The 26,222-nt window shown below is 73.3% G+C and carries 29 protein-coding genes; 14 read left to right on the top strand and 15 right to left on the bottom strand.

Going from position 1 to position 26,222, the window contains the following annotated elements:
• Window positions 1–18 precede the first annotated feature (18 nt).
• The 4 genes from GC157_18420 to GC157_18405 all read left to right on the top strand — a co-directional run bounded on the left by GC157_18420 (window position 19) and on the right by GC157_18405 (window position 1,943).
• Window positions 19–333 carry a hypothetical protein gene (locus GC157_18420; GenBank protein ID MBI1379429.1) on the top strand — a complete coding sequence of 105 codons (315 nt, stop codon included), beginning with the start codon at window positions 19–21 and terminating at the stop codon, window positions 331–333.
• A gap of 55 nt (window positions 334–388) precedes the next feature.
• A complete protein-coding gene (locus GC157_18415) occupies window positions 389–847 on the top strand; it encodes a hypothetical protein (protein ID MBI1379428.1) in 459 nt (152 codons plus the stop codon).
• Window positions 848–906: 59 nt separating this feature from the next.
• Window positions 907–1,149 carry a hypothetical protein gene (locus GC157_18410; GenBank protein MBI1379427.1) on the top strand — a complete coding sequence of 81 codons (243 nt, stop codon included), beginning with the start codon at window positions 907–909 and terminating at the stop codon, window positions 1,147–1,149.
• A gap of 380 nt (window positions 1,150–1,529) precedes the next feature.
• The gene (locus tag GC157_18405) at window positions 1,530–1,943 is read left to right on the top strand and encodes a hypothetical protein (protein MBI1379426.1); all 414 of its coding nucleotides are present in this window, start codon (window positions 1,530–1,532) and stop codon (window positions 1,941–1,943) included.
• Between the two features lie 90 nt (window positions 1,944–2,033).
• On the opposite strand, the gene GC157_18400 is transcribed toward GC157_18405, so the two are convergent.
• Window positions 2,034–2,483 carry a GNAT family N-acetyltransferase gene (locus tag GC157_18400; GenBank protein MBI1379425.1) on the bottom strand — a complete coding sequence of 150 codons (450 nt, stop codon included), beginning with the start codon at window positions 2,481–2,483 and terminating at the stop codon, window positions 2,034–2,036.
• Between the two features lie 61 nt (window positions 2,484–2,544).
• Window positions 2,545–3,156, bottom strand: a complete 612-nt coding sequence (locus GC157_18395) for an HD domain-containing protein (protein MBI1379424.1) — start codon at window positions 3,154–3,156, stop codon at window positions 2,545–2,547.
• 186 nt (window positions 3,157–3,342) lie between these two features.
• Here GC157_18395 and GC157_18390 point away from each other — a divergent pair, with 186 nt between their 5' ends.
• From GC157_18390 to GC157_18375, 4 genes are all read left to right on the top strand, one after another.
• Window positions 3,343–3,915 carry a sigma-70 family RNA polymerase sigma factor gene (locus GC157_18390; GenBank protein MBI1379423.1) on the top strand — a complete coding sequence of 191 codons (573 nt, stop codon included), beginning with the start codon at window positions 3,343–3,345 and terminating at the stop codon, window positions 3,913–3,915.
• Entirely contained in the window at window positions 3,893–4,699 is an 807-nt protein-coding gene (locus GC157_18385; protein MBI1379422.1) for an anti-sigma factor, read from the top strand. Before GC157_18390 ends, GC157_18385 begins: the two co-directional genes overlap by 23 nt.
• Window positions 4,700–4,791: 92 nt before the next feature.
• Window positions 4,792–5,655, top strand: coding sequence for a DUF4397 domain-containing protein (locus GC157_18380; GenBank protein ID MBI1379421.1), 864 nt, complete (start codon window positions 4,792–4,794; stop codon window positions 5,653–5,655).
• A complete protein-coding gene (locus GC157_18375; protein MBI1379420.1) occupies window positions 5,655–6,395 on the top strand; it encodes a hypothetical protein in 741 nt (246 codons plus the stop codon). Before GC157_18380 ends, GC157_18375 begins: the two co-directional genes overlap by 1 nt.
• Window positions 6,396–6,405: 10 nt before the next feature.
• On the opposite strand, the gene GC157_18370 is transcribed toward GC157_18375, so the two are convergent.
• From GC157_18370 to mfd, 6 genes are all read right to left on the bottom strand, one after another.
• On the bottom strand, window positions 6,406–6,837 hold the full coding sequence (locus tag GC157_18370) for a DUF805 domain-containing protein (protein MBI1379419.1): 432 nt from the start codon (window positions 6,835–6,837) through the stop codon (window positions 6,406–6,408).
• A gap of 3 nt (window positions 6,838–6,840) precedes the next feature.
• On the bottom strand, window positions 6,841–8,550 hold the full coding sequence (locus GC157_18365; GenBank protein MBI1379418.1) for a DUF885 family protein: 1,710 nt from the start codon (window positions 8,548–8,550) through the stop codon (window positions 6,841–6,843).
• Between the two features lie 44 nt (window positions 8,551–8,594).
• Window positions 8,595–8,873, bottom strand: coding sequence for a hypothetical protein (locus tag GC157_18360; protein MBI1379417.1), 279 nt, complete (start codon window positions 8,871–8,873; stop codon window positions 8,595–8,597).
• 94 nt (window positions 8,874–8,967) lie between these two features.
• On the bottom strand, window positions 8,968–9,900 hold the full coding sequence (locus GC157_18355; GenBank protein ID MBI1379416.1) for a MazG family protein: 933 nt from the start codon (window positions 9,898–9,900) through the stop codon (window positions 8,968–8,970).
• 16 nt (window positions 9,901–9,916) lie between these two features.
• Window positions 9,917–10,582 (bottom strand): hypothetical protein, encoded by a 666-nt coding sequence (locus GC157_18350; GenBank protein MBI1379415.1) that lies wholly within the window; start codon window positions 10,580–10,582, stop codon window positions 9,917–9,919.
• 16 nt (window positions 10,583–10,598) lie between these two features.
• A complete protein-coding gene (mfd, locus tag GC157_18345) occupies window positions 10,599–14,201 on the bottom strand; it encodes a transcription-repair coupling factor (protein MBI1379414.1) in 3,603 nt (1,200 codons plus the stop codon).
• 139 nt (window positions 14,202–14,340) lie between these two features.
• Between mfd and GC157_18340 the strand changes: the two genes are divergently transcribed.
• A complete protein-coding gene (locus GC157_18340; protein ID MBI1379413.1) occupies window positions 14,341–15,069 on the top strand; it encodes a hypothetical protein in 729 nt (242 codons plus the stop codon).
• A gap of 10 nt (window positions 15,070–15,079) precedes the next feature.
• Here GC157_18340 and GC157_18335 read toward each other — a convergent pair whose 3' ends face one another.
• Window positions 15,080–15,973, bottom strand: coding sequence for a methyltransferase domain-containing protein (locus GC157_18335; GenBank protein ID MBI1379412.1), 894 nt, complete (start codon window positions 15,971–15,973; stop codon window positions 15,080–15,082).
• A 176-nt stretch (window positions 15,974–16,149) separates the two neighbouring features.
• Between GC157_18335 and GC157_18330 the strand changes: the two genes are divergently transcribed.
• The gene (locus GC157_18330) at window positions 16,150–17,406 is read left to right on the top strand and encodes an MFS transporter (protein MBI1379411.1); all 1,257 of its coding nucleotides are present in this window, start codon (window positions 16,150–16,152) and stop codon (window positions 17,404–17,406) included.
• Window positions 17,407–17,408: 2 nt separating this feature from the next.
• Here the strand turns inward: GC157_18330 and GC157_18325 are convergent, their stop codons facing one another.
• Window positions 17,409–18,221: a 3'(2'),5'-bisphosphate nucleotidase CysQ gene (locus tag GC157_18325; protein ID MBI1379410.1), complete on the bottom strand. Its 813-nt coding sequence runs from the start codon at window positions 18,219–18,221 to the stop codon at window positions 17,409–17,411.
• Between the two features lie 24 nt (window positions 18,222–18,245).
• On the bottom strand, window positions 18,246–18,827 hold the full coding sequence (locus GC157_18320) for an aminoacyl-tRNA hydrolase (GenBank protein MBI1379409.1): 582 nt from the start codon (window positions 18,825–18,827) through the stop codon (window positions 18,246–18,248).
• A 227-nt stretch (window positions 18,828–19,054) separates the two neighbouring features.
• Between GC157_18320 and GC157_18315 the strand changes: the two genes are divergently transcribed.
• From GC157_18315 to GC157_18305, 3 genes are read left to right on the top strand one after another with little or no spacing between them, the layout of a single operon-like run.
• On the top strand, window positions 19,055–20,311 hold the full coding sequence (locus tag GC157_18315) for an NAD(P)/FAD-dependent oxidoreductase (protein MBI1379408.1): 1,257 nt from the start codon (window positions 19,055–19,057) through the stop codon (window positions 20,309–20,311).
• Window positions 20,312–20,345: 34 nt separating this feature from the next.
• Window positions 20,346–20,660, top strand: coding sequence for a TusE/DsrC/DsvC family sulfur relay protein (gene tusE / locus GC157_18310; GenBank protein ID MBI1379407.1), 315 nt, complete (start codon window positions 20,346–20,348; stop codon window positions 20,658–20,660).
• Between the two features lie 49 nt (window positions 20,661–20,709).
• Window positions 20,710–21,240 carry a hypothetical protein gene (locus tag GC157_18305; protein ID MBI1379406.1) on the top strand — a complete coding sequence of 177 codons (531 nt, stop codon included), beginning with the start codon at window positions 20,710–20,712 and terminating at the stop codon, window positions 21,238–21,240.
• Between the two features lie 153 nt (window positions 21,241–21,393).
• Here the strand turns inward: GC157_18305 and GC157_18300 are convergent, their stop codons facing one another.
• From GC157_18300 to glmU, 4 genes are all read right to left on the bottom strand, one after another.
• On the bottom strand, window positions 21,394–21,858 hold the full coding sequence (locus tag GC157_18300; GenBank protein ID MBI1379405.1) for a 50S ribosomal protein L25: 465 nt from the start codon (window positions 21,856–21,858) through the stop codon (window positions 21,394–21,396).
• A gap of 250 nt (window positions 21,859–22,108) precedes the next feature.
• Window positions 22,109–22,600 carry a hypothetical protein gene (locus tag GC157_18295; protein MBI1379404.1) on the bottom strand — a complete coding sequence of 164 codons (492 nt, stop codon included), beginning with the start codon at window positions 22,598–22,600 and terminating at the stop codon, window positions 22,109–22,111.
• A gap of 14 nt (window positions 22,601–22,614) precedes the next feature.
• Window positions 22,615–23,598 carry a ribose-phosphate diphosphokinase gene (locus tag GC157_18290; protein MBI1379403.1) on the bottom strand — a complete coding sequence of 328 codons (984 nt, stop codon included), beginning with the start codon at window positions 23,596–23,598 and terminating at the stop codon, window positions 22,615–22,617.
• Complete coding sequence (gene glmU, locus GC157_18285; protein ID MBI1379402.1) at window positions 23,595–25,103, bottom strand: bifunctional UDP-N-acetylglucosamine diphosphorylase/glucosamine-1-phosphate N-acetyltransferase GlmU; 1,509 nt, start codon at window positions 25,101–25,103, stop codon at window positions 23,595–23,597. The genes GC157_18290 and glmU overlap by 4 nt, the downstream gene beginning before the upstream one ends.
• Before the next feature lie 467 nt (window positions 25,104–25,570).
• Here glmU and GC157_18280 point away from each other — a divergent pair.
• The coding region (locus GC157_18280; protein ID MBI1379401.1) for a DUF222 domain-containing protein at window positions 25,571–26,222 on the top strand (652 nt) is incomplete at its 3' end.

Below are 26,222 nucleotides of genomic sequence, written 5' to 3'. Positions count from 1 at the left end.
TCGTGCCAGACTCGAGCTGTGACCTGGGCTGAGTTGTTGGACGAGATCGAACACCGCCCCGGCATGTACACCGGCAGGCCCACCTACGAGCGGACAGTCTTCCTCGTTCAGGGGTTCGACCTGGCCGAGGGCCGCAATCGGATTGCTGTCCTCCAGGAGCGGGTGCGGAGGCAGTACGACTCAGGGCCGATTGCCTGGCCGTGGGTGCTTCTGCGCCAGGTCATTGGCGGCGAGTCGAGTGCCGATCTTGGACCGCTCACGCCGGAGCAGGACGCGGCCGCCATCGCCTTCTTGGTAGGCAACCTCCGCGGTCTCGACTCCGTCGAGGAGTGACCTAGCCCGAGCAGATGTGCCGTTCTGCATCGCATCGGGCGGCACAATCAGTGGCGTGATGCAGTGGTTCACCCGTGAATGGCGCGACGGCGCTCTGTCCGACGAAGAATGGCAGCAACGTCTCGACGACTACGCCCTCCACGCCCCGGCGCTTCGATCCGACCTGCCCGTCGATCAGACATGGCTGCTCGACCTAGACCTTCACGATGGACAGGTCCAGTCATGGCAACAGCGCGACGGCCAGTTCTCCTGGGTGCTGCTCACCGGTGACTTTCAGCGCGGCTATCGACTCACCTCGCTGCACTACCTCGACGCGCGCTTGATCGGCGCGGATAAGGAGGATCTCAACGAGCTCCTACTCGGTCCCCGGTCCGAGCTGTTGTACGACGAGGTCAGTCAGGTCGGGGAACTGTTGGAGCACCGGTTCCTGTTCGACCCGAGTGGCGAGTTCGGTGTCAGGTTCCGTCGTGCCTCGGTGAGCCACGCGCCGGCAGATTCGACGCTGCGGCGATAGCGCCCAAAAGTGCCGTTCTCGTTCGGTTCGACGAGTGACACGTCGTGGATGATGCAGACGTGAGAGCCGACGAGTTCCTGGTCTGCTACGACTACGGCATGGGCGGCTTGTGGGCCGTGCTGATCGCGCCGTCGGAGGATGCGATCAAGTCCAAGTACCCAGAACTCTCTATCGCCAGCTCCCAACCGGCCTGGATGACGGACGACCGGATGGCGCGCCTTCGTTCCGAGCCGCTGTGGCTGGACGACGATCCGCCGACCGGCATTCTGGTGGCTCTGCTTGCCGACCGCGACCGAGCCTAAGTGCCGTTCTAACTCGGATTCCAGTCCCAATGGCGGTGAGTCTGGGAGCATGCCGGTGTGCTGGAGCGCGAAGCAAGGGCCGAGCTTCTGGTCGCGGCCGTGGGACTGACGCTCGACGAGCGCGCCCCAGACTGCCTGTCCCGAGCGACCCTGGCCGTGTCGGAAGAGACCCGCATCTTGGTCGAGTGGCACACCGACGGGGTTCATGGGCCAAGCGACCTCCCCGGGGTGTGGATTGAAGCCGAGTCGGCGCTGGCGGACCCCCGGGGAGTCGAGACGTTGGCCTCGGAACTTGTTGAGGTTGAGGTCGGGCGACACTTGGCCGAGGACCATCACCGGCGAGAATAGGTGCCGATCGCGCTCGGGTTGGAACTGACTCGGTGGAGATGCCGTCTAACGTGCGTATCCGATCTGGCGACGCGCGTGGGGGCGATGTGAGATTCGTCGGTGGTGCTCTCCTACTGCTGATCGCCGTCGCCGGCTGCGGATCGACGACGGACCCGATCGCGTCAGGCTCCCCGTCGACGGATGCTGCTGTGCGCGTGATTCATGGCTTCGACCTCTACACCCACTGCGGGATCAGGGAAGCCAAGATCGGCAGTGACTTCTATGCCGCGTCCGCCGTCCTCGACGACGGGAACGGGAACCCGCCGACGGGTTGGGGGAACCCGTATCAGGTGGGGAGCATGACGGTGTACGCCGACGGCACCGCGCACTTCTCAGCACCCGGTGGGCTCGAGGCCGACTTCCACCTACGACCGGGTGCCACGACCTGGGCGATGATCTGCTCGTGACCCAGGCCGGTCAGGCGTGCTGAGGTCGCGGCCGTGCACCCCTGGCAGAGTCGTCGACGCCCGTTCCCAAGATCGATCGGGCGCGGCTGGTCACTGCACCTTGAGGGTGAAGTGGGCGCGGCGGAACCCGTCCGACGACCCCCCGTGCGTCAGCACGTATCCGTGACGTCGGTAGTAGCCGATGTTCTCGGTCATCGCCACGTTCGTGTAGAGCCGCACCTCGGGCAGCGCCAGCTCGCGCGCGCGGTCCTCGGCCTTCGCGAGCAGCAGCGAGCTGACTCCCCGACCCTGCCGATCCGGTCGGACGGCGACGTTGTCGAGCAGGAGATGGTCACGGCCGGGCCGCAGCACGAGGAGGCCGACGAGACCCGAGTCGTCCTCGGCGACCCAGGACTCCGAGTCGCCGACGACGGCGCCGTAGTCGGCCTCCATCGGCGCCGGTGGCCGGCCGATCCGCTCGACGTAGATCGCGTACGCATCGCGTGCGAGCGCCGCCATCGTGGGCGCATCCGCAGCCCCCACGCGGCGCAGCGTCGTCATGCCGGTGAGGGTAGAGGCGCGACGCGCACGCCTGCGGCCGGGGACGGACGGCGGCCGAGGCTCAGACTCCCGGGTCGGGCGAGTCCAGGACGTTGGCGGCGAGCCGGTCGGGCAGCCCGCGGGCCACGGCCGCGGCGGCGCTGCTCTCGGGCTTGCGCTCGGCCTGGTCGCGGATGCAGGCGGTGAACTCCTCGGCGAGGGTCAGCCGAGGCAGCGCGGCCACGACGTCGCGGCGCAGCGCGGCGTCCCACCAGCCCGGGTTGCGCCCGGAGATGTCCAGGCCGGTGGCGATCTCCAGCAGGAACCCCTCGGGATCGGCCTCGACGTCGACGGAGTCCCACATGTGCCGCACGACGACCTCGGCCACCCGGCGCCGCCGGTCGATCGGCCACCCGGCCCCGGCGGCGAACACCCAGGCCGCGTGCCCGCCCGCCTCCTCGAACGGGACGGAGACGTTGTCGAACTCGCGGACCAGCCCGATGTCGTGGAGCATCGCGGCGACGTAGAGCAGCTCGGCGTCGTAGGCGATGCCGTGGCCCTCGGCGTACGCCGCGGCCCACACGTACGACCGGCGGCAGTGGTTGACCAGCGCCGGCGACCCATACGCGATGCAGGCCTCCAGCGCGGTCGCGGTCGCCAGGGTCCGGGGGTGCGGGACGTCGCTGAGCAGCATGGACGGAGTCTGCCGTGCGCGGGGCGCGTGCGCGCCGGAGACCTCGACGCCGGGTGCATCCAGGGACGGCCCCGTGGCCGAAGAGCCGGTGTGAGCACCCTGGACCTCGCGCCGAAGGCGCCCGCCCGCACCTGGCGGACTCCTCCCGAGGTGCCGACCCAGGCCGGCTCCCCTACCGTCGTCGGCATGCCGGTGGAGGTCCCGTTGCTCTGCGACACCGACGTGGGCCTGGGATTCCGTGCGGGCGACGAGACCTGCCGCGCCGAGGCCTACAAGCGCTGGGGCGCGCTGGTGCACACGGTCGCCCTGCGCTCGCTGGGCGACCGTGGCGACGCCGAGGACGTCACGCAGCAGGTGTTCGTGGCGGCCTGGCGCGGCCGGGAGCGGTTCGACCCCTCCGGCGGCTCGCTCGCGGCCTGGCTGCTGGGCATCACCCGGCACAAGGTCGCCGACGTGTGGGCCCGGCGCGAGCGCGAACGCCGCGCGGTCGAGGCCGCGGCCGGTACCGCCGACCGGCCCACGTCGCCGGAGGCCGTGGACTCCGTCGTCGACCGCGTCCTGCTCTCCGACGAGCTGAGCCGGTTGGGCCAGCCGCAGCGACGTATCCTCGAGCTCGCGTTCTTCGACGACCTCACGCACTCCCAGATCGCCACGACTCTCGGCCTGCCGTTGGGGACGGTGAAGAGCCACATCCGGCGATCCCTGGAACGGCTGCGAGCACGGTTGGAGGTGGACGGTGGAGCGGCACTGCGACCCTGAGCTGCTGGCGCTGCGCGCCCTCGGCGAACCGGTCGACGCCGACGCCGCCGACCACCTCGCCACCTGCCCCCGGTGCGCGGCCGAGCTGGCCTCGTTCACCGCGATCGTGCGCACCGGTCGCGACCTCGACACCGCCGAGCGGGTCGCCGGCGACGACGTCGACGGCCAGGGCGGCCGGGTGCTCGTGGAGCCCGGCCCGGAGGTCTGGTCGCGCATCACGGCCGAGCTCGCGGGCGACACCACCGCCCCGACGGGCCTGACGCCGGCGCCTCCGTCGACGGAGAGCGCGACCGCCCCCGCGCCCGTGGCCGACGAGCTCGCCGCGGCGCGCGCGCGGCGTCGCAGGCCGCCGCGCTGGCTCGCGGTCGCCGCGGCCGCGGTGGCCGGTGTCGCCGTGGGTGTCGCGGGCACCGCGATCACGATGCGCGCGCCGGCACCAGCGCCGCAGGCCGAGCAGGTGATCGGGCGCGCGGTCCTGAGCCCGCTGCCCGGTCAGACCGGGTCCGGCACGGCCGTGATGACCTCGGTGCAGGGCACGCGGCACCTCGTGCTCGACCTGCACGGCCTCTCCGCCGGCTCGGGCTACCTCGAGGTCTGGCTCATGGACCCGAGCACCGGCGGGCTGGTCGGGCTCGGCACGCTCACCGGCGAGTCCGGCGACTACGTCGTGCCGGCCGGGCTGGACCTGTCGACCTACCCCGCGGTCGACGTGAGCCGGGAGCCCTTCGACGGCAACCCGGCGCACGCGCACGACAGCGTCGTGCGCGGCACGATGAGCGCCTGAGCGCGCGAACCGCGCCCCGTCGTCGGGCATTGACGAGAACTCCTCCCGTTCCGGTGCATCCGTCCGGCGTCCCCCTGCGGAAGTAGAGGTGAGTGGCGGCCCTCGCCACTGCCCCCGCGGGGGACCCGAGAGGAGAGACCGACGTGCGACCCTTCCTGCGCACCGTGGCCGTGGCCGTCGCAGCAGGCCTCGCGACCGCCGGCCTGTTCGCCGCTCCGGCGAACGCCGCCAGCGACGCGACCGTGACCGTCGTGCACGGCGTGGCCCTGCCCGCCGCCGCCGACGTGTCCGTCTGGGCCGGCGACACGAAGCTCATCGCGGACCTGAAGTACAAGGACGTCAAGACCCTCACGGTGCCCGCGGGCACCTACGACCTGTACGTCACCCCGGTCGGGGCCACCGACACCAGCGGTGCGCTCATCACGGCCAAGGGCGTGGCGGTGCCGGCCGGCGCCAACGCCACCGTCGTCGCGAACGAGGTCGGCGGCACGCCCAACCTCAAGGTCTTCGTCAACAGCACCAAGGCGACGGCCGCCGGCATGGCCCGGGTGACCGCGCGGCACACCGCGGACGCTCCCACCGTCGACGTCCTGGTCAACGGCCAGAAGGCCTTCGGCAACCTCAAGCCCGGCGCGGAGCAGAGCGCCGAGGTGCCTGCGGGCACGTACGACGTCGCGGTCCAGGCCGGCGGCTCGGACGTCCCGGGCCTGTCCGCCAGCGGCCTCGCCCTGAAGGCCGGCACGTCGTACTACGCCTACGCCGTGGGCGACGCGGACAACGGCTACTCCCTGGTGCTCCAGACGATCGACGTGGGCACCGGCACCACCATGCCGGGCTCGGTCCCGGCGGGCGACGGCAGCAGCCAGTCGACCCCGTGGGGCGCTCTGGCCCTCGGTGTCGGCGGCCTCGCCCTCGTGGCGGCCTTCTCCCGGCGCCTGGTGCGCGCTCGCGGCTGATGGACGACGCCGCGCCGACCACTGCACGGCGCACGGTCGCGCGCCGGTGGCGGGACCTCCTCGGTCTCGCCACCGGCGCCGCCCTCGTGGGCGCCGGCGCGTGGCTGTGGGCCGCTCCCTCCGGCGACCTCGCCGCGAGCGTCGGCTCCGTGCCCGAGACCACCCCGGTCGCCAGCGCACCCGCGCCGACCGCGACGCCACGGACGTCGCAGGCGCTCGGCACGTCCCGTCCTCCCGTGGCGGTCGCCGACCCGGCGTCGGTGCCGATCCTGCGACCCCCGACTCCCGCCTTCGCGCCGACCCGGCTGGACATCCCGGCCATCGGCATCGCCAGCCGCGTGGTGCCTGTGACCGTCAGCCCCGACGGCGAGATCGGCATCCCGGACGACCCGGCGGTGCTGGGCTGGTGGCGCGGCGGCGGACGGCCCGCCAGCGGCGTCGGCAGCGTCGTGGTGGTGGGGCACGTCGACAGCGCGACGTACGGGACCGGGCCGCTCTACCGGGCGGTCGGCCTCCGGGTGGGTGACCGGGCGACGCTGCGAGGGCCGGACGGCACCACGCGGACCTACCGGCTCGCGGCGCTCCGCACGTACCTCAAGCAGACCCTTCCCGCCGACCAGATCTTCAGCCAGGACGTGCCCGAACGGCTCGTCGTCGTCACCTGCGGCGGGCAGTACCACCGGGGTGCCGGCGGCTGGGACAGCAACGTGGTGGCCTACTTCACCCCCGTGCGCGGCTGAGCCCCCCGCGTCAGGGGGACGGCGGCCCGAAGCGGTTCGCGGTGTCGTTGCCGGGCAGCAGGCAGAGCAGGAACACCACCACGGCCACGAGCGGCACGAGCAGCAGCACGGCCCACCAGCCGGTGCGGTCGCTGTCGTGCAGGCGCCGCACGGTGACCGCCACGGAGGGCACGAGGAGCACCAGCGACTCGACGAGCAGCACCAGCGCGATGCCGAGCAGGATCGCGCCGAGGGCCGTGGCCTGCTCGCCGCTGGAGGCCGCACCCACTCCGGCGAAGCACAGGTAGGTGAGCCCCCACACGATCACGACGAACAGCGCCCACCACCAGTACTCCGCCCACGACGCGCGGCCCTTGCCGCTGCTGAACTGCCGCAGGCAGCTCACCACCGCGCCGAGGAACGTGATGCGTCCGCTGGGCCCGACGCCGGATGCGCTCGCCACGGCTCACACCCCCATCAGGGCCCGCAGGTGGCGGGGCGGCGGCGAGCCGTGCGCGAGCAGGGCGTCGTGCAGCTGCCGGTCGGTCCACGACGGGAAGGCCGCCCGGGCCTCGGCCACGGCGTCGCGGATCCCGAGGTAGCCGACGTAGTAGGTGGACAGCTGCGTGGAGGTCAGCAGCGCGCGACGCCACTTGCCGTACGCCTCGCCCTCCTCCTGGTGGCCGCGCACCTGCATGAGGCGCATGCCCTCCTCCTCCGTCATGCCACGGGCGTGGACCCGGACGTCGAGGACGGCGTTGATCGTCATGCGCAGCTGCATCTTCAGCTGCTGGAGGCGGATCGCGAGCGCGGCCCGCTGGGGGTCGGCGGCGCCGGGGGGCGCGTAGCCGCGGTCGGCCATGAGCTCCTCGGCGTACACCGCCCATCCCTCGGCGAACGGCCCGCTCTGCAGCGCCGTGCGCACCCGGGTGGGCGAGGAGGGCCGCCGGCTGTGGCCGAGCTGGAGCACGTGGCCCGGCATCGCCTCGTGCACGGCCAGGTTGTGCAGCATCGAGGCGTTGTACTCGCGGTAGAAGGACGCCACGCGCTCGGCGTCCCAGTCCGACGGGGTGGGCGAGACGGCGAAGAACGTCGGCAGGTCGACGGTCTCGAGCGGGCCGGGCGCGTCGCAGTAGGCGACGGCGACCCCCCGGTGGATCTCGGGCATCTCGATGATCTCGACCGGGTCGTCGTGCACCGTCACGAGCTCGTGGTCGACGACGAACGCGCGGGTGGCGTCGTACGCCGCGCGGCAGAGCCCGAGCACGGTGGAGTCGTCGACCGGCCCCTCGTCGGCCACGGCGGCCAGGGCGCGGCGCACCACCGGGCCGGCGTCGTCCGGCGGCGGGACCTCGACCCCGAGGTACTCCGCCGCCGCACGGGCGATCTCCCCCTCGAGCCGGGCGAGGTCGGACTCCGCGCGGTGCAGCACGTCGTCGGGGTTCAGATCGGCGTCGAGGGTCGCCCAGAGCTTCGCGGCGTACTTCTCCTCGCCGAGCCGGGGGTCCCCGTGGGCGTAGCCGGACTCGAGCCGGTCGCGCAGCCAGCCGATGTGCGCCTCGATCGCGCCGACCGCCGCGGGGAGCACGGCGTCCACCGCGGCGCGCGCCGAGGGCGCCTGCTCCAGCGCCTCGGCGAGCGTGGCGCCGAGCATCGCCTGCGTGCCGCCGAACTGCCCGATGGCCGTCTCCACGTGGATGCGCGGCATCCCGGACAGCGACTCGCGCGCCACGGCGAGCGCCTCGGGCACCGCGGCGAGGCGGCCGGCCACCGAGGCCAGCCGCTCCTCGAGCGGGGCGAAGTCGCGGGCCAGCAGCAGGTGGATCGCGGTGCCGGGGTTGGCCACCAGCGGGTTCCAGGTGTGCTCGACGAGGGTGTCGAGCTCGAGCCGGTCGCCCACCAGGCGGGAGCGCAGGATCTCCAGGTCCACGGCCGACCCGGTGCCCAGGGCGAGGTCGTCCACCTGGTCGAGCGCCGCCATCGCGTGCTCGACCGTGCGACGGGACTCGTCGATGCCCTCGAGGCTGAGGTCCGGCAGCCGGTCGTCGAACCGGTGGTCGCCCAGCCACGTGGCGGACACCGGGTCGCGCGCGAGCAGGCTGTCGAGGATGCGGTCGGTGAGCGCGGCGAAGGTCTGCTCGGCCTCGTGCTCGGGCACGGACGGGTACTCGGTCACGCCGCGACGCTACCCGTCGCGCCCCGGGCGCACTCCCCCGGCGACTATGCCGCGACGTTGCGTGTCGCCACGGCGTACACGAGCGTGCCGATCCCGAGCAGCACGAGGACGACGAGCGCCGCTGCGAGCGACAGCCGCACCCACCGGGGCGGCCAGCGCCGCGAGCGCAGCACGAACAGCGCCAGCACCATGAGCACGGCGGAGACGACGTAGAGCACCACGGCGACGACCCGGCTCAGGCCGGTGAGGTAGAGCAGCACCCCGGCCATGAGCACGCCGAGCGCCGTCACGAGCACCCGTCTGCCGTCGACCTCCGTCTCCACGCCGCCCACGCTAGGTGGGCAGGGCGCCGGAAGTGATCATCGGTTCGGCTGGTTCGACGCGCCGGTGCCGGTCGACCACTGCGCGTGACCGGCGTCAGGCGTCGAGCCCCTCGGCCGCGCGCACGGCCGCGCGCCGGCGGCGGACCGCCTCGCGCAGCGCCTGCTCCGCGTCGACGCCGGACGCCGAGAGCCGCTCCACGAGCGCGAGCAGCAGGTCGCCCTCGTGCCCGGCCGTCGCGTCGAGCGCCGACGCGGCGGCGGCGGTGACGTCCTGGGGCAGCGGCTCGACGTCCGCGACGTCGCGCGAGCGGCGCAGCAGCTTGGCGGCGAGCACCAGCGCGGGCAGCGCGGCGGGGATCCCGTCGGTGACGGAGTCGCGTCCCTTCTCGGCGGCCTTGAGCCGCTTCCAGTTCGCCTCGACCTCCTCCGGGGTCCGGGCGTCGTGGTCGGCGAACACGTGCGGGTGCCGGCTCACCAGCTTGGCGGTGATCCCGTCGGCCACGTCGTCGATGTCCCAGGGCCGCTCGTGCTCCTCGGCGATGCGTGCGTGGAACGCCACCTGGAGCAGCACGTCGCCCAGCTCCTCGCGCAGGTCGTCGTCGTCGCCGGTCTCGATCGCCTCGGCGGTCTCGTACGCCTCCTCCACGAGGTACTCCACCAGGCTCAGGTGGGTCTGCTCGGCGTCCCAGGGGCACCCGCCGGGCGAGCGCAGCCGGTCCATCACCGCCACGAGGTCGAGCAGGTGCGCACCCGGCAGGTCGTGCGACCCGACCACGGAGTCGGCGCCCTCGGCCGGCCGCTCGCCGGGAGGCAGCAGGACGACGACGCCGTCCCCGTGGGCGTCCACGGCGTCCGCGGCCACGACGCGCACGGGGATGCCGACGTCGGCCAGCACGGGCACGAGCGGGTGGCCCGGGTCGGTGCAACGGACCTCGCGCGCGCCGTGCAGCAGGGCCCACGCCTGCGCGCTGAGCAGCCCCGGCGCCACCCGGGGACTGGTCGCGAGCAGGACGGGGCGACCGGTCACCGCGACGGCCCCTCGGCTAGGAGGCCGAGGGCGACGGCGAGGCCGACGGCGACCCCGGCTCCGCCGAGGGCGTGGCCGAGGGAACGAACGACAGGTCGTCGGGGGTCGCGGCGAGCGTGCTCGTGTCGAACGACCACGTGCCGTAACGCGGGGACACCTCGATGCCCAGCTCCTGCCCCAGCGGGGCGAGGTAGGCGTTGAGCTTGTTCTGCTGCGTGGTCGCGTCCGCGCCGGGCGCGAGCTTGGCGGTCAGCGCCTGCGACTCGAGGACGTCGTGGGCGAAGCTGGGGATCTGGCTCGGCGGCACCGCGTACTGCGAGGCGAGCGCCTGCTCGAACTTGGTCGAGTCGCCGCCGAACGTGCTGGTGGTCGTCGAGGAGATGAGCTGGTCCACCTGCGCCTGCGTGACGACCACGCCCTCGCGCGCCGCGGCCTCGTCGAGCAGGTAGTGGCGGGTGAGCCGCTGGACGTTCGCGGCGGTGGCCTTGGTGGAGTCGAACAGCGCGGTCGGGTCGGCCGCGATGGTCTGCTTCAGCTCGTCGACCATGGCCGCCACGTCGGAGTCGCTGATCCGGGTGCTGCCGACGACGGCCGCCGAGCCGGCCTGCACGCCGCAGCCGCTGACGACGGCGACGGCGAGCGCCGCGGCGGAGGCGAGGACGATGCGGCGGACGGGCTTCACGGGCGGGCCTCTCGGGTCATCGGGCGGTCACCGGCTCGAGCAGGACGGCGTCGACGAGGTCGCGCAGCCACTCGAGGAGGGCGGTGTCGCGGACCGGCTGCCCACCCACGCGGGCGGTCATCGGGCGCGGCACCAGGATCGTACGTGTCGCGGGCTTGATCAGACTGCCCGGGTGGAGCCGGGTGAGGCGCAGGGCCCGGGAGTCCGGTAGGTCGACGGGCGCGAGCCGGATGAAGTTCCCCTGCGCCACGACCTCGGTGACCCCCGCCCTCCGCGCCTGGATGCGGAAGCGGGCCACCGCCAGGAGGTTCGCCACCGGCTCGGGCACCTGCCCGTAGCGGTCGGTCAGCTCGTCCTCGACGCCGACGACGTCCTCCTCGGTGACCGCCGCCGCGAGCCGCTTGTACGCCTCGAGCCGCAGCCGCTCCTCGGCGAGGTAGCCGTGCGGGATGTGCGCGTCGATCGGCACCTCCACCTTGATCTCGGCGAGCTCCTCGGTCTCGCCGCCGCCCTGGCGGTACTCGGCGACGGCCTCGCCGACCAGGCGCACGTAGAGGTCGAACCCCACGTCCGCGATGTGGCCGCTCTGCTCGCCGCCGAGCAGGTTGCCGGCGCCGCGGATCTCGAGGTCCTTCATCGCGACCGCCATGCCGGAGCCGAGGTCGGTGTTGGCGGCGATCGTCGCCAGCCGGTCGTGCGCCGTCTCGGTGAGGGGCTTCTCCGGCGGGTAGAGGAAGTAGGCGTAGCCGCGCTCGCGGCTGCGCCCCACGCGACCGCGCAGCTGGTGCAGCTGCGAGAGCCCGAACATGTCGGCACGGTCGAGGATGAGCGTGTTGGCGTTGGGGATGTCGAGCCCGCTCTCGACGATCGTCGTCGACACCAGCACGTCGAACTGCTTCTCCCAGAAGTCCACGATCACCTGCTCGAGCACGTGCTCGTTCATCTGCCCGTGGGCCGTCGCGATGCGCGCCTCCGGCACCAGGTCGCGCAGCTTCGCCGCGACGCGGTCGATCGACTCCACGCGGTTGTGCACGAAGAACACCTGGCCGTCGCGGAGCAGCTCGCGCCGGATGGCCGCGGCCACCTGCCGCTCGTCGTAGGGCCCGACGAACGTGAGCACCGGGTGGCGCTCCTCCGGCGGGGTCTGGATCGTGGACATCTCCCGGATGCCGGTGACCGCCATCTCGAGCGTGCGCGGGATCGGGGTGGCCGACATCGTGAGGAAGTCGACGTTGGTGCGCAGCGCCTTCAGGTGCTCCTTGTGCTCCACGCCGAACCGCTGCTCCTCGTCCACGATCACGAGGCCGAGGTCCTTGAAGCGCACCTCGGGGCTGAACAGCCGGTGCGTCCCGATCACGACGTCGACCGACCCGTCGACGATGCCGTCGACCACGGCCTTCGCCTCCTTGTCGGTCTGGAACCGCGAGAGCGCCGCCACCTTCACCGGGAAGGCGGCGTAGCGCTCGGTGAACGTGGACATGTGCTGCTGCACGAGCAGCGTGGTGGGCACGAGGATCGCCACCTGCTTGCCGTCCTGCACGGCCTTGAACGCCGCGCGGACCGCGATCTCGGTCTTGCCGTAGCCGACGTCGCCGCACACCAGGCGGTCCATGGGGACGAGGTTCTCCATGTCGGCCTTGACCTCGTCGATGCACGAGAGCTGGTCCGGCGTCTCGTTGTAGGGGAACGCGTCCTCGAGCTCGCGCTGCCAGACGGTGTCGGCGGAGAACGCGAAGCCCTTGCTCGCCATCCGCGCGGCGTAGAGCCGGATCAGCTCGCCGGCGATCTGGCGCACGGCCTTGCGCGCGCGGGCCTTGGTCTTGGTCCAGTCCGCGCCGCCGAGCCGGTGCAGCGACGGCGCCTCGCCGCCGACGTAGCGCGTCACCTGGTCGAGCTGGTCGGTGGGCACGTAGAGCCGGTCGCCGGGCTGCCCTCGCTTGGCGGGCGCGTACTCGATCACGAGGTACTCGCGCGTGGCCCCCGCCACCGTGCGCTGCACCATCTCGACGTAGCGGCCCACCCCGTGCTGCTCGTGCACGACGTGGTCGCCGGCGCGCAGCTGGAGCGGGTCGATCGTCTGGCGACGTCGCGTGGGCAGACGACGGGTGTCGCGCGTGGTGGAGCGCTGCCCCACGAGGTCGGTCTCGGTGAGCACGGCCAGCCGCAGGTCCGGCGCGACGAAGCCGTGCTCGAGGCCGCCGGTGACGACGGCGAGCACCCCGGGCTCGGGCGCCTGGTCGAGCGACTCGACCACGCGCGCGGCGATCCCGTCGGCCCGGGCCGACTCGGCCACGCGCTCGGCCGTGCCGTGGCCGGCGGTGACGACGACGACGGCCCACGACGCGCGCAGCCAGTCGGCCACCTGCGCGAGGGCGCGGTCCGTCTCCCCGCGGTAGCTCTCCGCGGCCCGCAGCGCCGGGGCGAGGCGGTCGACGGCGTCGGGGTCCAGCGCCACGACGTCGGAGTCGGTGCCGGTGTCGGTCCCCGCCGCCTCGCCGCCGAACGGCGACACGACCCACCAGGGCACGCCGCGGTCGAGCGCGGCGCGGCGCACGTCGGCGACCGAGCGGTAGGCGGCGGCGCGCAGGTCGATCGGTGTGGTGTTGCCGGCGGCGGCGTTGTGCCAGGACGCCTCGAGGAACTCCTCGCTGGTGGCGACGAGGTCGTGCGCCCGGGTGCGCACCCGCTCGGGGTCGCAGACGACGACCACCGCGCCCTCGGGCAGCAGGTCGACGAGCAGCTCCATGCCGTCGGCGAGCACGGGCGCGAGCGCCTCCATGCCCTCCACCGCCGTGCCGTCGGCCAGCTTGTCGAGCAGGTCGAGCAGCTCGGGGTGGGCCGGCATGAGCGCCTTCGCCCGCGCGCGCACCTCGTCGGTGAGCAGCAGCTCGCGGCAGGGCGGCGCCCAGAGCCCGCCCGGAGCCACCTCCAGCGAGCGCTGGTCGGCGACCTTGAAGTAGCGCACCTCCTCCACCGTGTCGCCCCAGAACTCCAGCCGCACCGGGTGCTCCTCGGTGGGCGGGAACACGTCGAGGATCCCGCCGCGCACCGCGAACTGGCCGCGCTTGTCGACCAGGTCGGTGCGCGTGTACGCCGCGCCGGCGAGCCGGCGCACCAGCTCGTCCATCGCCACGTCGTCGCCCTGCTGCACCTGCACCGGCTCGAGGTCGCCGAGGCCGCGCACCACCGGCTGGAGCACGGCGCGCACCGGCGCGACGACGACCCGCAGCGGGCCGTGCTCGGCCCCCTCGGGGTGGGCCAGCCGGCGCAGCACGCCGAGCCGTCGCCCGACCGTGTCGCTCGACGGGCTCAGGCGCTCGTGCGGCAGGGTCTCCCAGCCCGGGAACTCCGCGACCGACCCCTCCGGCAGCAGGCTGTCGAGGGCGGCCGCGAGGTCCTCGGCCTCGCGCGCCGTCGCCGTGACGGCCAGCACCGGGCGGTCGCCGCCGTCGGCGCCGGCCACCGCCGCCACGACCATCGGGTAGGTGGCCGCCCCGGTGGTGACCTCGAGGGCCTCCGTCGCCTGCGCGGTCCCGGTGAGCCGGGCCCGCCGGACGGCCTCCGCGACCGCAGGCTCGGCGGTCACGGCGTCGAGCAGTCCGTGCAGCGTGGGTGGCATGCGTCCCTCTCGTGGTCGGCCGTGCGGCCACGCCAGCAGGCCCCGCTCCTGCTGGAGGGCGGGGGTGGGCGCGAGCCGTGCCGAGTCTACGTCGGCCGGAGCGGGCCCGCGGACGGCCGGGTTCGGGCAGCATGGGCGGATGCCCGACGTCACGTTCAAGGACCTCTGCCTCGACGCCGGGGACGCCGAGGCGCTCGCCACGTTCTGGGCGCACCTGCTGCACCGGAAGGCGGAGCGGGCCGACGACGAGGGCGGCTGGCGCGTGGACCCGCCCGCCCACGGCCCGGACGCGCTCGGCATCTGGGTGGACCCCGTGCCCGAGCCGCGCACCGGGAAGACCCGCGTGCACCTCGACGTCCGGCTGCCCGACGCCGACGTCGGGCCGCTGCTCGCCCAGGGGGCCCGGCTGGTGCGCGAGCCCGACGACGAGATCCGCTGGTGGGTGCTCGCCGACCCCGAGGGCAACGAGTTCTGCGCGATGGCCCCCGCCGCGCCCGAGTACGGGCTGCCCACGGTGACCGTGCCCGCGGCCTTCGAGCTGGTCGTGGACGCCGCGGACCCCGAGGCGCAGGCCCGCTGGTGGGCCGAGCGCACCGGCGGCACGGCGCGCACCCGCGGCAGCGGGTTCTGGTGGATCGAGGGCGCGGCCGGCCTGCCGTGGGACTACTGGGTCTTCAACCCGGTGCCCGAGGCGAAGACGGTGAAGAACCGGATGCACTGGGACACCACGCTGCGCGGCGACGATCCGGCCGCGCTGGTCGACGCCGGCGCGCGGGTGCTGCGCTCCCCCGGTCAGGAGCTGGAGTGGTGGGTGCTCGCCGACCCCGAGGGCAACGAGTTCTGCGCCTTCCCCCTCGGCAGCGGCTGACCGGCCCGGCTCAGCCCGGGTTGGTCGCGCCCACCACGAGCATCTCGCACGGCCCGACGAAGCCGTCCGGGCCCTGGAACCGGGCGAGCTCGTCCGCCATGCGCCGCCAGGTGCGCTCGCGACCCTCCTCGTCGAGGCCCGCCATCATCGTGTGCAGGGCCCCGAACGACTCCCGCGCGAAGAGCACCATGTCGTCCACGGTGGGCAGCCGCAGCGGCGACGGCACGTGGTCCACGACGACGTCGACGAAGCCGGCAGCGGTCAGCGTCTCGTGCAGGACGTCGTCGGTGCCGAGGCTGAACGGCCCGGGCTGGTGCGGCGAGGGCGGCGGGAGCCGGGCCTCGGAGCGCACCACGGCGATGGGGACGGAGAAGAAGCCGTTGGCCTCGGGCGTCGAGTAGGTGACCGAGCCGATGCGCCCTCCCGCCCGCAGGGCGCGCCGCATGCCACGCAGTGCGGCGACCCGGTCCGGGAAGTAGATGAGCCCCACGCGCGAGATCACCGCGTCGAACGAGCCGTCCGGCACCGGGAGGTGCTCGCCGTCCGCCACCTGCGTGCGCAGGACGTCCGCCACCCCCGCCATGCGGGCCGCGTGGGCGGCGTAGTCGAGCAGCCGCGGCGAGATGTCGGTGGCCAGCACGTGGCCGCCCGGGCCCACGCGACGGGCCGCGGACACGCTCTGCCCGCCCGCTCCGGCCGCGACGTCGAGCACGCGCGATCCCGAGCCGATCCCCGCGAGGTCGAACATGCGCTCGGTCGAGTCCGCGAGCCAGGCGTCGATGACCGGGCCCCAGGCGTACCAGGCGGCGGCCGCCGCCTGCCACTGCTCGACGGTCGTGGACTTGTAGCGGTCCGGGTCGAAGGACGGTGCGCCCGACGCGTCCGCAGGCAGCAGGTCGGCCATGGGCCCTCCGCAGCTCTCGCCGCCGGCGCCGTCACCACCGGCGGCGCGCTCGAGCCGCACCGTAGTGCCGGCGCGGGCCCGCGTCACGGGCGCGGCGGCGGGAATGCGCCGCCCGGCGCCCCGGTTGGGCGAGGCACGCGTCCGTCGAGGGCGACCGACACGACCGGGGAGCACGCATGGCCGAGGCCGCAGGGCGCGAGCAGCGGGGTCCGGTCACCGGGGCGGCGCGAGCGGACGCGGCGGCCGGCAGCGGGCGGCCCGCACCGACCCGGCGCGGCTTCTGGACCGTCGCGGTGATCTTCGGGATCTTCCTCGCGGCCGCCAGCGCGCCCTCGCCCCTCTACGCCCTCTACGCCGCCGACTGGGGATTCGGACCCACGACGCTCACGGAGGTCTTCGCGGTCTACGCCGTGGCCCTGCTGGCCACGCTCCTGGTCGCCGGCTCCGTCTCCGACGCCGTGGGACGGCGTCCGGTGATCCTCGTCGCGCTCGTGGTGCAGGTGCTCGCCATGCTCGCCTTCGTCGCGGCCGACGGCGTGGGCTGGCTGGTGGCCGCCCGCGCGCTGCAGGGCGTGGCCACCGGCCTGGCCACCGGCGCCTTCGCGGCTGCGCTGCTCGACCTCCAGCCCGGCGGCCGCCCCGGCCTCGGGGCGCTGGTGAACGCGGTCACCCCCACGGTGGGGCTGGCCGCCGGGGCCCTGGTGGCCGGCGCGCTCGTGGAGTACGGCCCGGCGCAGCTGCGGCTGGTGTACCTCGTGCTGCTTGTCGCGTTCGTGCTCTGCGCCCTGGCCCTGGCGCGGGTGACCGAGACGGTGATCGGGCGCCGGCGCGTGGACCTGCGACCCCGGGTGGGCGTCGCACCGGAGATCCGGCCGGCCTTCCTCGCCGGCCTCCCCGCCCTCGTGGCGCCGTGGGCGCTGGGCGGGCTCTACCTCTCGCTCGGACCGTCGCTGTTCCTGTCGATCGTCGGGTCGGACAACCGGCTCGCCGGCGCCTCCGTCATCGTCGTGATCGCGGGGTGCGGCGGGCTCGCGTCGTACACGATGCGCGCACGGCCGCCGCGCACGACCATGCTGGCGGGCTGCGCGGCCCTCGTCGTCGGCGTCCTGGTGACCGCCGGCGGCATCGCGGCGTCCGCGGGCTGGCTGTTCCTCGTGGGCACTGCGATCGCCGGCCTCGGGTTCGGCGCGGCGTTCTTCGGCGCCTTCCGCACGCTGGCCGGCCTCGCCGACCCGTCCTCGCGGGCGAAGCTGGTCTCGTCGGTGTACGTCGCGGCCTACCTGGCGTTCGCGATCCCCGCGGTGCTGGCCGGGTTCGCCGCTGCCCGGTGGGGCCTGCACGACACCGCCGTGGGCTACGCCCTCGTGGTCGCCGTGGTGGCCGCGGTCGCGATCCCCCTCACGCTGCGCACGCGCCCCGGGGCGGCGGCCTAGCGTCAGGCCAGCCCGAGCGCGCGCTGCACCGCGCCGGCGAGGGCGGGCACGGCCATGACCACTCCCGGCTGCACCGGCGGACGCCGGTTGAGCTCGAGCACGCTGCCGTCCGGCGCGCCCACCCACAGCCCGCGGTGGCGGGCGACCACGAGCGGTGCGGCGAGGTCCCAGTCGCGGAAGCCGGTGTCGTGCACGTAGGCCTCCGCGCGGCCGGCGAAGATCTCGGCCGCCTTCGCGCCGACCGACCCGACCGGCAGCGCCTGCACGTCGCCCGGCAGGCCCAGGGCGCGCAGCTCGTCGGACAGCCGGCCGAGGATCCCCTCGAGGTCGGCCGGCCCGCGCGAGCGAGAGACCACGACGCCGACCGGCCGGTCCGTGCGCACCTCGCCGTACGTGGGCACGTCGTCGAGCACCGAGTAGGTGAGGCCCTGCGCCGGCAGGTCCACCGTGCCCGCGCTCAGCCGCCCGCCGTCGGCGTGCCACAGGGCCACGTGCACCGCGAAGTCCATGCGCCCCTGCGAGAACTCCCAGGTGCCGTCGAGCGGGTCGACGATCCAGACGCGCTGCGCGGTCATGCGGGCCACGTCGTCGACGCCCTCCTCGGAGAGCACGACGTCGTCGGGACGCTCCTCGGACAGCCGGCGCAGCAGCAGCAGGTGGGCCTCGCGGTCGCCGGTGTCGCGCAGCTGCTTGACCCGGTCGCGGTCGGCCGGGTCGACGTCGCCGAACGAGCTGCGGACCTCGAGCAGCAGGAGCCCGGCCTCGCGGGCGACCCGGGCGGAGAGCTCGGCGTCGGCCCGCTCGGTCTCGGTCATGGTGATCTCGTCCACGTCGCCCCTTCAGGAGTTGTAGCGGTTCTGGGCCCGCTCGAGGCCCTCGGACACGAGCAGCTCGACGGCGTCGGCCGCCTCGGACACGAGCAGGTCGAGCTCCTTGCGCTCCGTGCCCGACCACGGCTTGAGCACGAAGTCGGCCGGGTCCTGGCGGCCCGGCGGCCGGCCGATGCCTACGCGCACCCGGTGGTAGTCGCCGGTCCCCAGCGAGCGCCGCAGCGACCGCAGCCCGTTGTGGCCGTTGTCGCCGCCGCCCATCTTGAGGCGCAGCGCGGCGAAGGGCAGGTCGAGCTCGTCGTGCACCACCACGAGGTGCTCGAGCGGGACCTTGTAGAAGTCGGCGAGACCCTTCACCGGGCCGCCCGACTCGTTCATGTAGGTCATCGGCTTGGCCAGCACCGCACGGTGCCCGGCGAGGCGCTCCTCGGCCACCTTGGCCCGGGCCCGCTTGTGCGTCGCGAACGAGCCGCGCACGCGCGCCGCGAGCTCCTCGACCACGAGGTAGCCGATGTTGTGGCGGGTGCCGGCGTACTCCGTCCCCGGGTTGCCGAGGCCCACGACGAGCCAGGGGGCGGTGTCGGTGCTCACGGAGGGATCCTCCCGTATCCGCGGCCGTGCTCGTGAACGGCCGCCCCGCGCGCATACCCCCGGGGGTGGCTGTCTGCCGTGTCACACCGGCCCTCTCGCCGCGCATCCGCACGGTCCGACGGCGAACGATCGGACCTGTAGGAGCCAACGGGCCACCGAGCCCGATCGACGACCAGGGGCACCCCGCCCCCGCGCCCGCGATCGAGCGGAGCGGCCGAGGAGTCGCCATGCGCAACCTCGTCATCCTCGGCGGGGGGACTGCCGGGACCATCACCGCCAACAAGCTGCGCAAGAAGCTGCCGAAGTCCGAGTGGACGGTCACCGTCGTCGACCGCGACGACGCCCACCGCTACCAGCCGGGCTACCTGTTCCTCCCGTTCGGCATGTACCAGCCGGACGACGTGACAAAGTCCCGCCGCGAGTACATCAGCGACGACATCCCCCTGGTGTACGGCGACATCGACCGGGTCGACCCCGAGGCGCAGACCGTCACCCTGATGGACGGTGCCGTGCTGCCGTACGACCAGCTGGTCATCGCCACCGGTGTGACGCCGCGACCGGACCAGACTCCGGGGATGGACGACGAGGGGTCCTGGTACACCGACGTCTTCGACTTCTACACCTACGAGGGCGCCACCCGGCTCGCGGAGAAGCTGCGCACCTGGCAGGGCGGCAAGCTCGTGGTGCAGGTCGTCGAGATGCCGATCAAGTGCCCGGTCGCCCCGCTGGAGTTCTCGTTCCTGGCCGAGGCCTTCTTCACCGAGCGCGGACTGCGCGACAAGGTCGACATCACCTACGTCACCCCGCTGTCGTCGGCGTTCACCAAGCCGATCTGCTCGGAGCGCTTCGGCCACCTGCTCGAGGACCGCGGCATCACGCTCGAGCCGGACTTCATGATCGAGCGGGTCGACACCGACTCGAAGGCGCTGGTGTCCTTCGACGAGCGCGAGATCCCCTACGACCTGCTGGTCACGATCCCGCTCAACATGGGTGCCGACTACATCGCCCGCTCGGGCCTGGGCAACGAGCTCAACCTGGTGCCGGTCGACAAGCACACCCTGCTGTCGAAGAAGTACGACACGATCTTCGCCCTCGGCGACGCGAACGACATCCCCGCGTCGAAGGCGGGTTCGGTCGCGCACTTCGAGATCGAGGTGTTCGTCGAGAACTTCCTCCAGCACATCGCCGGACGTGCCATGACCGGCGCGTTCGACGGCCACGCCAACTGCTTCATCGAGACCGGCTACGGCAAGGCGATGCTCATCGACTTCAACTACGACGTCGAGCCGCTCCCCGGCCGCTTCCCGGTCGCCGGCGTCGGACCGATGAGCCTGCTGAAGGAGACCCGGCTCAACCACATGGGCAAGCTCGCCTTCCGCTGGGCGTACTGGAACGTGCTCATGCCCGGCCGCCCGATGCCGATCAGCGCCGAGATGTCCATGGCCGGCAAGCACATGCCGGCGGACAAGGTCCCTGTGTCCTGACGGGCACACCCCACCGACCCGAGAGGAAAGCACCATGCCTGTCACGACCATCGACGGACACGAGATCCACGTCGACGACGAAGGCTTCATGACCGTCTACGACGAGTGGGACGAGACCGTGGGCAAGTCCCTGGCCGCGGCCATCGGCGTCGAGATGACCGACGAGCACTGGGGCCCGATCCGCTTCCTGCGGCAGGACTTCAAGTCCGAGAGCGTCACGCCGACGCTGCGGCGCGTGTCGACCGTCGGGGGCTTCGACACCAAGAAGCTCTTCGAGCTGTTCCCCAAGAAGCCGGCCAAGAAGATGGCCTACATCGCCGGGCTCCCCAAGCCGCACGGCTGCGTCTGATCCCGGCCCCCGCCGGCCCTCGACCCCCACTCGCCAAGGACGTGAACCCATGACCGCCACGCAGGACGCCATCGTCCCCAAGTTCGACGACGAGGAGGAGACCGGTCGCACCCTCGCGATCATCTGCTCCAAGGGCAACCTCGACATGGCCTACCCCGGCCTGATCCTCGCCAACGCCGCGCTGGGCGAGGGCGTGAACGTGCACCTGTTCTTCACCTTCTGGGGCTTCGACATGATCATCAAGTCCCGGATGCACGACCTGAAGTTCAGCCCCAGCGGCAACACCGCGATGCACATGCCCGTCGGCGACGTCCGCATCCCCCAGGCGCTCGCGCCGATGCCCGGCATGCAGCCGATGGCCACCCACATGCTCAAGAAGCAGATCGCGGACCTCGGCGTGCCCGAGGTGCCGGACTTCCTCGAGCAGATCGTCGCGAGCGGCGGCAAGCTGTGGGCCTGCCGCATGAGCGCCGACATGAACCACGTGACGATGGACGACCTCTACGACGGCGTCGAGGCGATCATCAACGCGAGCGACTTCATCGAGCTGACCGCAGGTGCGCAGCTGCTGTTCATCTGACCCGCCAGTGGACGCCATCCGCTGACAGGGACAGCAGCCGGCACCACCCGGCTCCTACGCCCCCTGTTCCGGGCAGGCGCGGCCGCTCGATGAGAAAGCGACGGAGCCCGAACCTCACGGTCCGGGCTCCGTCGTCGTTCGCGTGCGGGAGGCTCAGGCCTCCTCGGCCGGCGCGGCGTCGGCCGCAGCCTCGCCGCCCTCCTCGCCCTCCGCGGACTCCTCGAGGCCGAGGTCCATCGGCGCGGCGTGCGCGACGGCCTCGAGCTCGGCCTCGTGCGCGGCCTCGGCGGCTGCCTCGGCGGCCAGGCCGGCCTCGATGCGCTCCTCGGCCTCGGCCTTCGTGATGAGGACCAGGTCGACGTGCTCGAGGTAGCGGCGGACCGGGTCGCGCTGCACGTCGCGCGGGGCGACGAGGATGGTCGAGCCCTCCAGCACGACCTCGAGCACGAGGCCCGGGTGGCGCAGGGCCAGCGAGAGGTCGTGGTCGGGCAGCGACACGTGGCGCGGGGCCTTGTCCTGGCCGTAGATGACGGCGGGCACGCGGCCCTCGCGACGGGTGCGACGCGCGGCGCCCTTGCCGAACTCGGAACGGGGCTCCGCGGTGATGCTGACCTGCACTGCTTCTCCTACGTCGTCCGGGCGCGTGAGGTCGCCCGAGGGGTGGTCCTGGGGTGCCGCGCCTCGCGGCGGGGGCGGTCGGCGCCTCGGCGAGGATCGCGGGCGCGCGCAGACCGCGCGGTCCACGTCGATCACGGCACGGCCGGGGCCCTGCGGGCAGGGACGGCGCACCCTCGCCGGGGAGCCCCGTGAGTCTAGTCGGCGCCGTGCGCATCCCCAAACCGCGGGCGCCCCGGCCCGGCCGACGCCGTCAGCGGCGGGTGGTGACGATCTCCGTGCCCCGCTCGAGGCCGAGCACCGCCAGGCCTCGGCGCACGTCGAGCACGTGGTGCTCGAGGTCGTGCAGCAGGTGCATGAGCGCCGCGTCGACGGTCGCCGGGAAGGGCCACATGTCCACCGCGACCGAGCCCTGCGCACCGTCGAGCCGCTCGGCCAGCGTGCGGGCCGCAGCGGCCGCGGCGGCCAGGTCGTCCATCGGGCCGGGCGCGGGCAGGCCGAGAGCTCGGTGGCACCCGCCGAGGATCCCCGCGGTGATCGACACGACGTGCTCGGCGTACTCGGCGCCCGACCAGGTCTCCGCCGCGGGACGCCGGTGCGCGTCCTCGTGGCCGGCGAGCACGGCCAGCGCGGCGTATCCGGCCGCCAGCCGTTCCGCGGGGTCGTACTCGTCGCGGCCGTCGAAGCCGCACTCGTCGCACAGCTCGGCCAGACGCCCGTCGAGCTCGCGCAGCCCGTAGGTCATGGCGGTCGCCGCGGCTAGACGCGGTCGCCCTCGAACATGCTCGTGACCGAGCCGTCGGTGAAGACCTCCTGGATCGCGCGCGCGATCAGAGGTGCCACCGGCAGGACGGTGAGCTTGGCGAACCGCCGGCTGTCGGGGATCGGCAGCGTGTCGGTGACGATCACCTCGCGCACCGGGCTGTCCATGAAGCGCTCGACCGCAGGCCCCGAGAGGATCGCGTGGGTGGCGGCGACGATCACGTCGCGCGCGCCGTTCTCGAACAGCGCCTCGGCCGCCTTCACGATGGTGCCGCCCGTGTCGATCATGTCGTCGATCAGCACGCAGATGCGGCCCTCGACCTCGCCGACGACGTCCTGCACCTTGGCCTCGTTCGGGACGTCGGGGTCGCGGCGCTTGTGGATGATCGCGAGCGGCGCGCCGAGCAGGTCGGTCCAGCGCTCGGCGACGCGGACGCGACCGGCGTCCGGCGAGACCACCGTGATGAGGCTGCGGTCCTCGACGGTGTCGGCGACGTACTTCACCAGCAGCGGCAGGGCGAAGAGGTGGTCGACCGGGCCGTCGAAGAAGCCCTGGATCTGCGCCGTGTGCAGGTCGACGGCCATGAGCCGGTCGGCGCCGGCCGTGCGGAACAGGTCGGCGATCAGGCGCGCCGAGATGGGCTCGCGACCGCGGTGCTTCTTGTCCTGCCGGGCGTAGCCGTAGAACGGCATGATCACGGTGATCCGCTTGGCCGAGGCCCGCTTAAGAGCGTCGACCATGAGCAGCTGCTCCATGATCCACTTGTTGATCGGCTCGACGTGGCTCTGGAGCACGAACGCGTCGCAGCCGCGCACCGACTCCTCGAACCGCACGAAGATCTCGCCGTTGGCGAAGTCGTAGGCCTGGGTGTCGACGAGGTCGACGCCGAGCTCCTTCGCCACGTGCTGGGCGAGCTCGGGGTGCGAACGACCCGCGATGAGCACGAGCCGCTTCTGGCTGGTCTGCACGATGCCGGTCACTGCTGGGTCTCCTCGGGAGCGGCCGTCTCCGGGTCGGCGGGCGCCGGACCGGGCGAGTTCGGGGCCGACGCGCGCGCCGCGGCGTCGGCGGAGGCGGTGCCGGGACGCTTGCGCGCCACCCAGCCCTCGACGTTGCGCTGCCGCGCGCGGCCCACGGCCATGGCGCCCGGAGGGACGTCGTCGACGATCACGGAGCCGGCGGCGGTGTAGGCGCCGTCGCCCACGCTGACCGGCGCCACGAGCATCGTGTCGCTGCCGATGCGCACGTGGTCGCCGATGGTCGTGCGGTGCTTCTCGACGCCGTCGTAGTTGACGACCACCGTGGACGCCCCGATGTTGGAGCCCTCGCCGATCTCGACGTCGCCGACGTAGGAGAGGTGCGGCACCTTCGAGCCGGTGCCCACCACGGCGTTCTTGGCCTCCACGAAGGCGCCCACCTTGGCGCCGGCCGCGAGCCGGGTGCCGGGGCGCAGGTAGGAGAACGGGCCCACCGTGGCGCCCGGGCCGATCTCCGCCCCCGAGCCCTGGGTGCGCACGACCGACGCGCCCTCGAGCACCACGACGTCGGTGAGCGAGGTGTCCGGCCCCACGACGGCGCCGGCGCAGACGCTGGTGCGCCCGTGCAGCGCCGTGTTGCGCTCGATGACCGCATCCGGCTCGACCGACACGTCGGCGTCGATCCACGTCGTGGCGGGGTCGACGATCGTGACCCCCTCGCGCATCCAGTGCGTGTTGATGCGGTCGCGCAGCAGCGCGCGGGCCGCGGCGAGCTGCGCGCGGTCGTTGACGCCGAGGATCTCGTCGGGGTCGGCCGCCACGACCGCGGCCACCGCGCGGCCGTCGGCCACGTGCAGGCCGAGGACGTCGGTGAGGTACTCCTCGCCCTGCGCGTTGTCGGTGGTGATCCGGCCCAGGGCGTCCTGGAGCGCCTCGACGTCGAAGGCGTACACGCCGCTGTTGATCTCGCGCACGGCGAGCTGGTCGGCGTCGGCGTCCTTGTGCTCGACGATCGCGGTCACGAGGCCCGTGGCGGGATCGCGCAGCACCCGGCCGTAGCCGGTGGGGTCGGCGAGCTCCGCGGTCAGCACCGTGGAGGACGCCTGCGCCGCCTGATGGGTGTCGACCACGCGGCGCAGCGTCTCGGTGGTGAGCAGCGGGGTGTCGCCCGCGACGACGAGCAGCGGGCCGGGCCCGTCGAGGCGCACGCCACGGGTGGCCAGGCCCTCGAGGGCCACCCGCATCGCGTGACCCGTGCCGTTCTGCGTCTCCTGCACGACGACCACGCCGTCCGGCAGCGCGTCGGCGAGGTAGGCCTGCACCTGCTCGCGTCCGTGGCCGATCACGACGACGACGTGCTCGGGGTCGAGGACGGACACCGCCGCGAGGACGTGGCCGAGCAGCGTGCGACCCATGGCCTGGTGGAGCACCTTCGGCGTCGCCGACTTCATCCGGGTGCCTGCGCCGGCGGCGAGCACGACGACGGCGGAGGGGCGCGGGCTGCTCACGTGAGGCGTCTGCTCTCCGGGGGACGGGCGAGGCGGCGCTGGTCACGATACCCCGCGCGGGGCCGCGGCTGTCGGCCGCTCCCGGCACCGTGACCGGCGAGCGGCGGGCGGCGGGCGCCGCCGACCGCGGGTCGGCGATCGCGGTGCGTCCTTCAGCCGCGCGCCGTGCCCGTCGCCGTCGACGCCGCCGTTCGCCTGAGCCCCCGACCGAGCCGGCACGCCGCGGCTCCCTGCCGGGCAGAGGCCGCCGTCGCGGCTTGCCCATCCCCGGGAGGAGCGCACCTGTCCCCGTGGCCCTGCGCGGGTTGCTGCGCCTGGTGACGGAGGCCCCCTCCTCCACAACCTGTGGACGATGGAGCGGCGAAATCCCTTGGGAATGCTGGGGATTGGGGGTTGTGCCTGTCCTTGGTCTCCGGTAGCATTCCTACATCCATCCGAAACTCCGTGGATCCGGTGGGAGGTGCCCGATGACCGTCGTCGACGACCGGGACACCACCCCTTCGTTCGGCCCGGTGGGTCTCGGCTTCCACCCGGACTGGGACGTGCACGACCCGATCGCGTGGCTGACCGGCGACCCCAGCGCACTTCTCCCTCTGCTCGACCAGCCGGTCGACGCGACCGACCTGATCCTGCTCGAGCAGGTCGACGTCGAGGCGATCACCGAGCCGGCCGAGCTCATCGACTACCTGTCGGTGGTGGGACGGCTCGAAGCCCGGCTGGCGTCCCTGCGCCTGGCCGCGGAGGCGGCGTTCGCGAACACGGCGTGCCCGGACGCGAGGGTCAGCAACTCGTACGCGGAGGCTGCGGCCGAGCAGGAGATCGCCTACGCCACCCGCAACAGCGCCTACGGGGCGGGGAAGGAGATCTGCCGCGGCCTCGCGCTGAAGGAGATCTTCCCGGGGTTCCGTGGCGCGCTGGCCGCGGGTGAGATCACCGAGCGGCACTGCGCCGTCCTCGTGGACCAGACTCGGCACATCACCGACACCGACGTCCTGGCCACGATCGAGGCCGCGGCGCTGGAGAAGGCCCGCACCCTGACCGCCTCGGAGCTGCGCAAGCACCTCGACAAGCTCATCTCCCGCCACGACCCCGACGCCACCGTCCGCGCCCACAAGGCCG

It is taken from the genome of Frankiales bacterium, assembly GCA_016125335.1.
GTDB lineage: Bacteria > Actinomycetota > Actinomycetes > S36-B12 > CAIYMF01 > Longivirga.
This window is presented reverse-complemented; position numbering and strand designations above follow the sequence as displayed.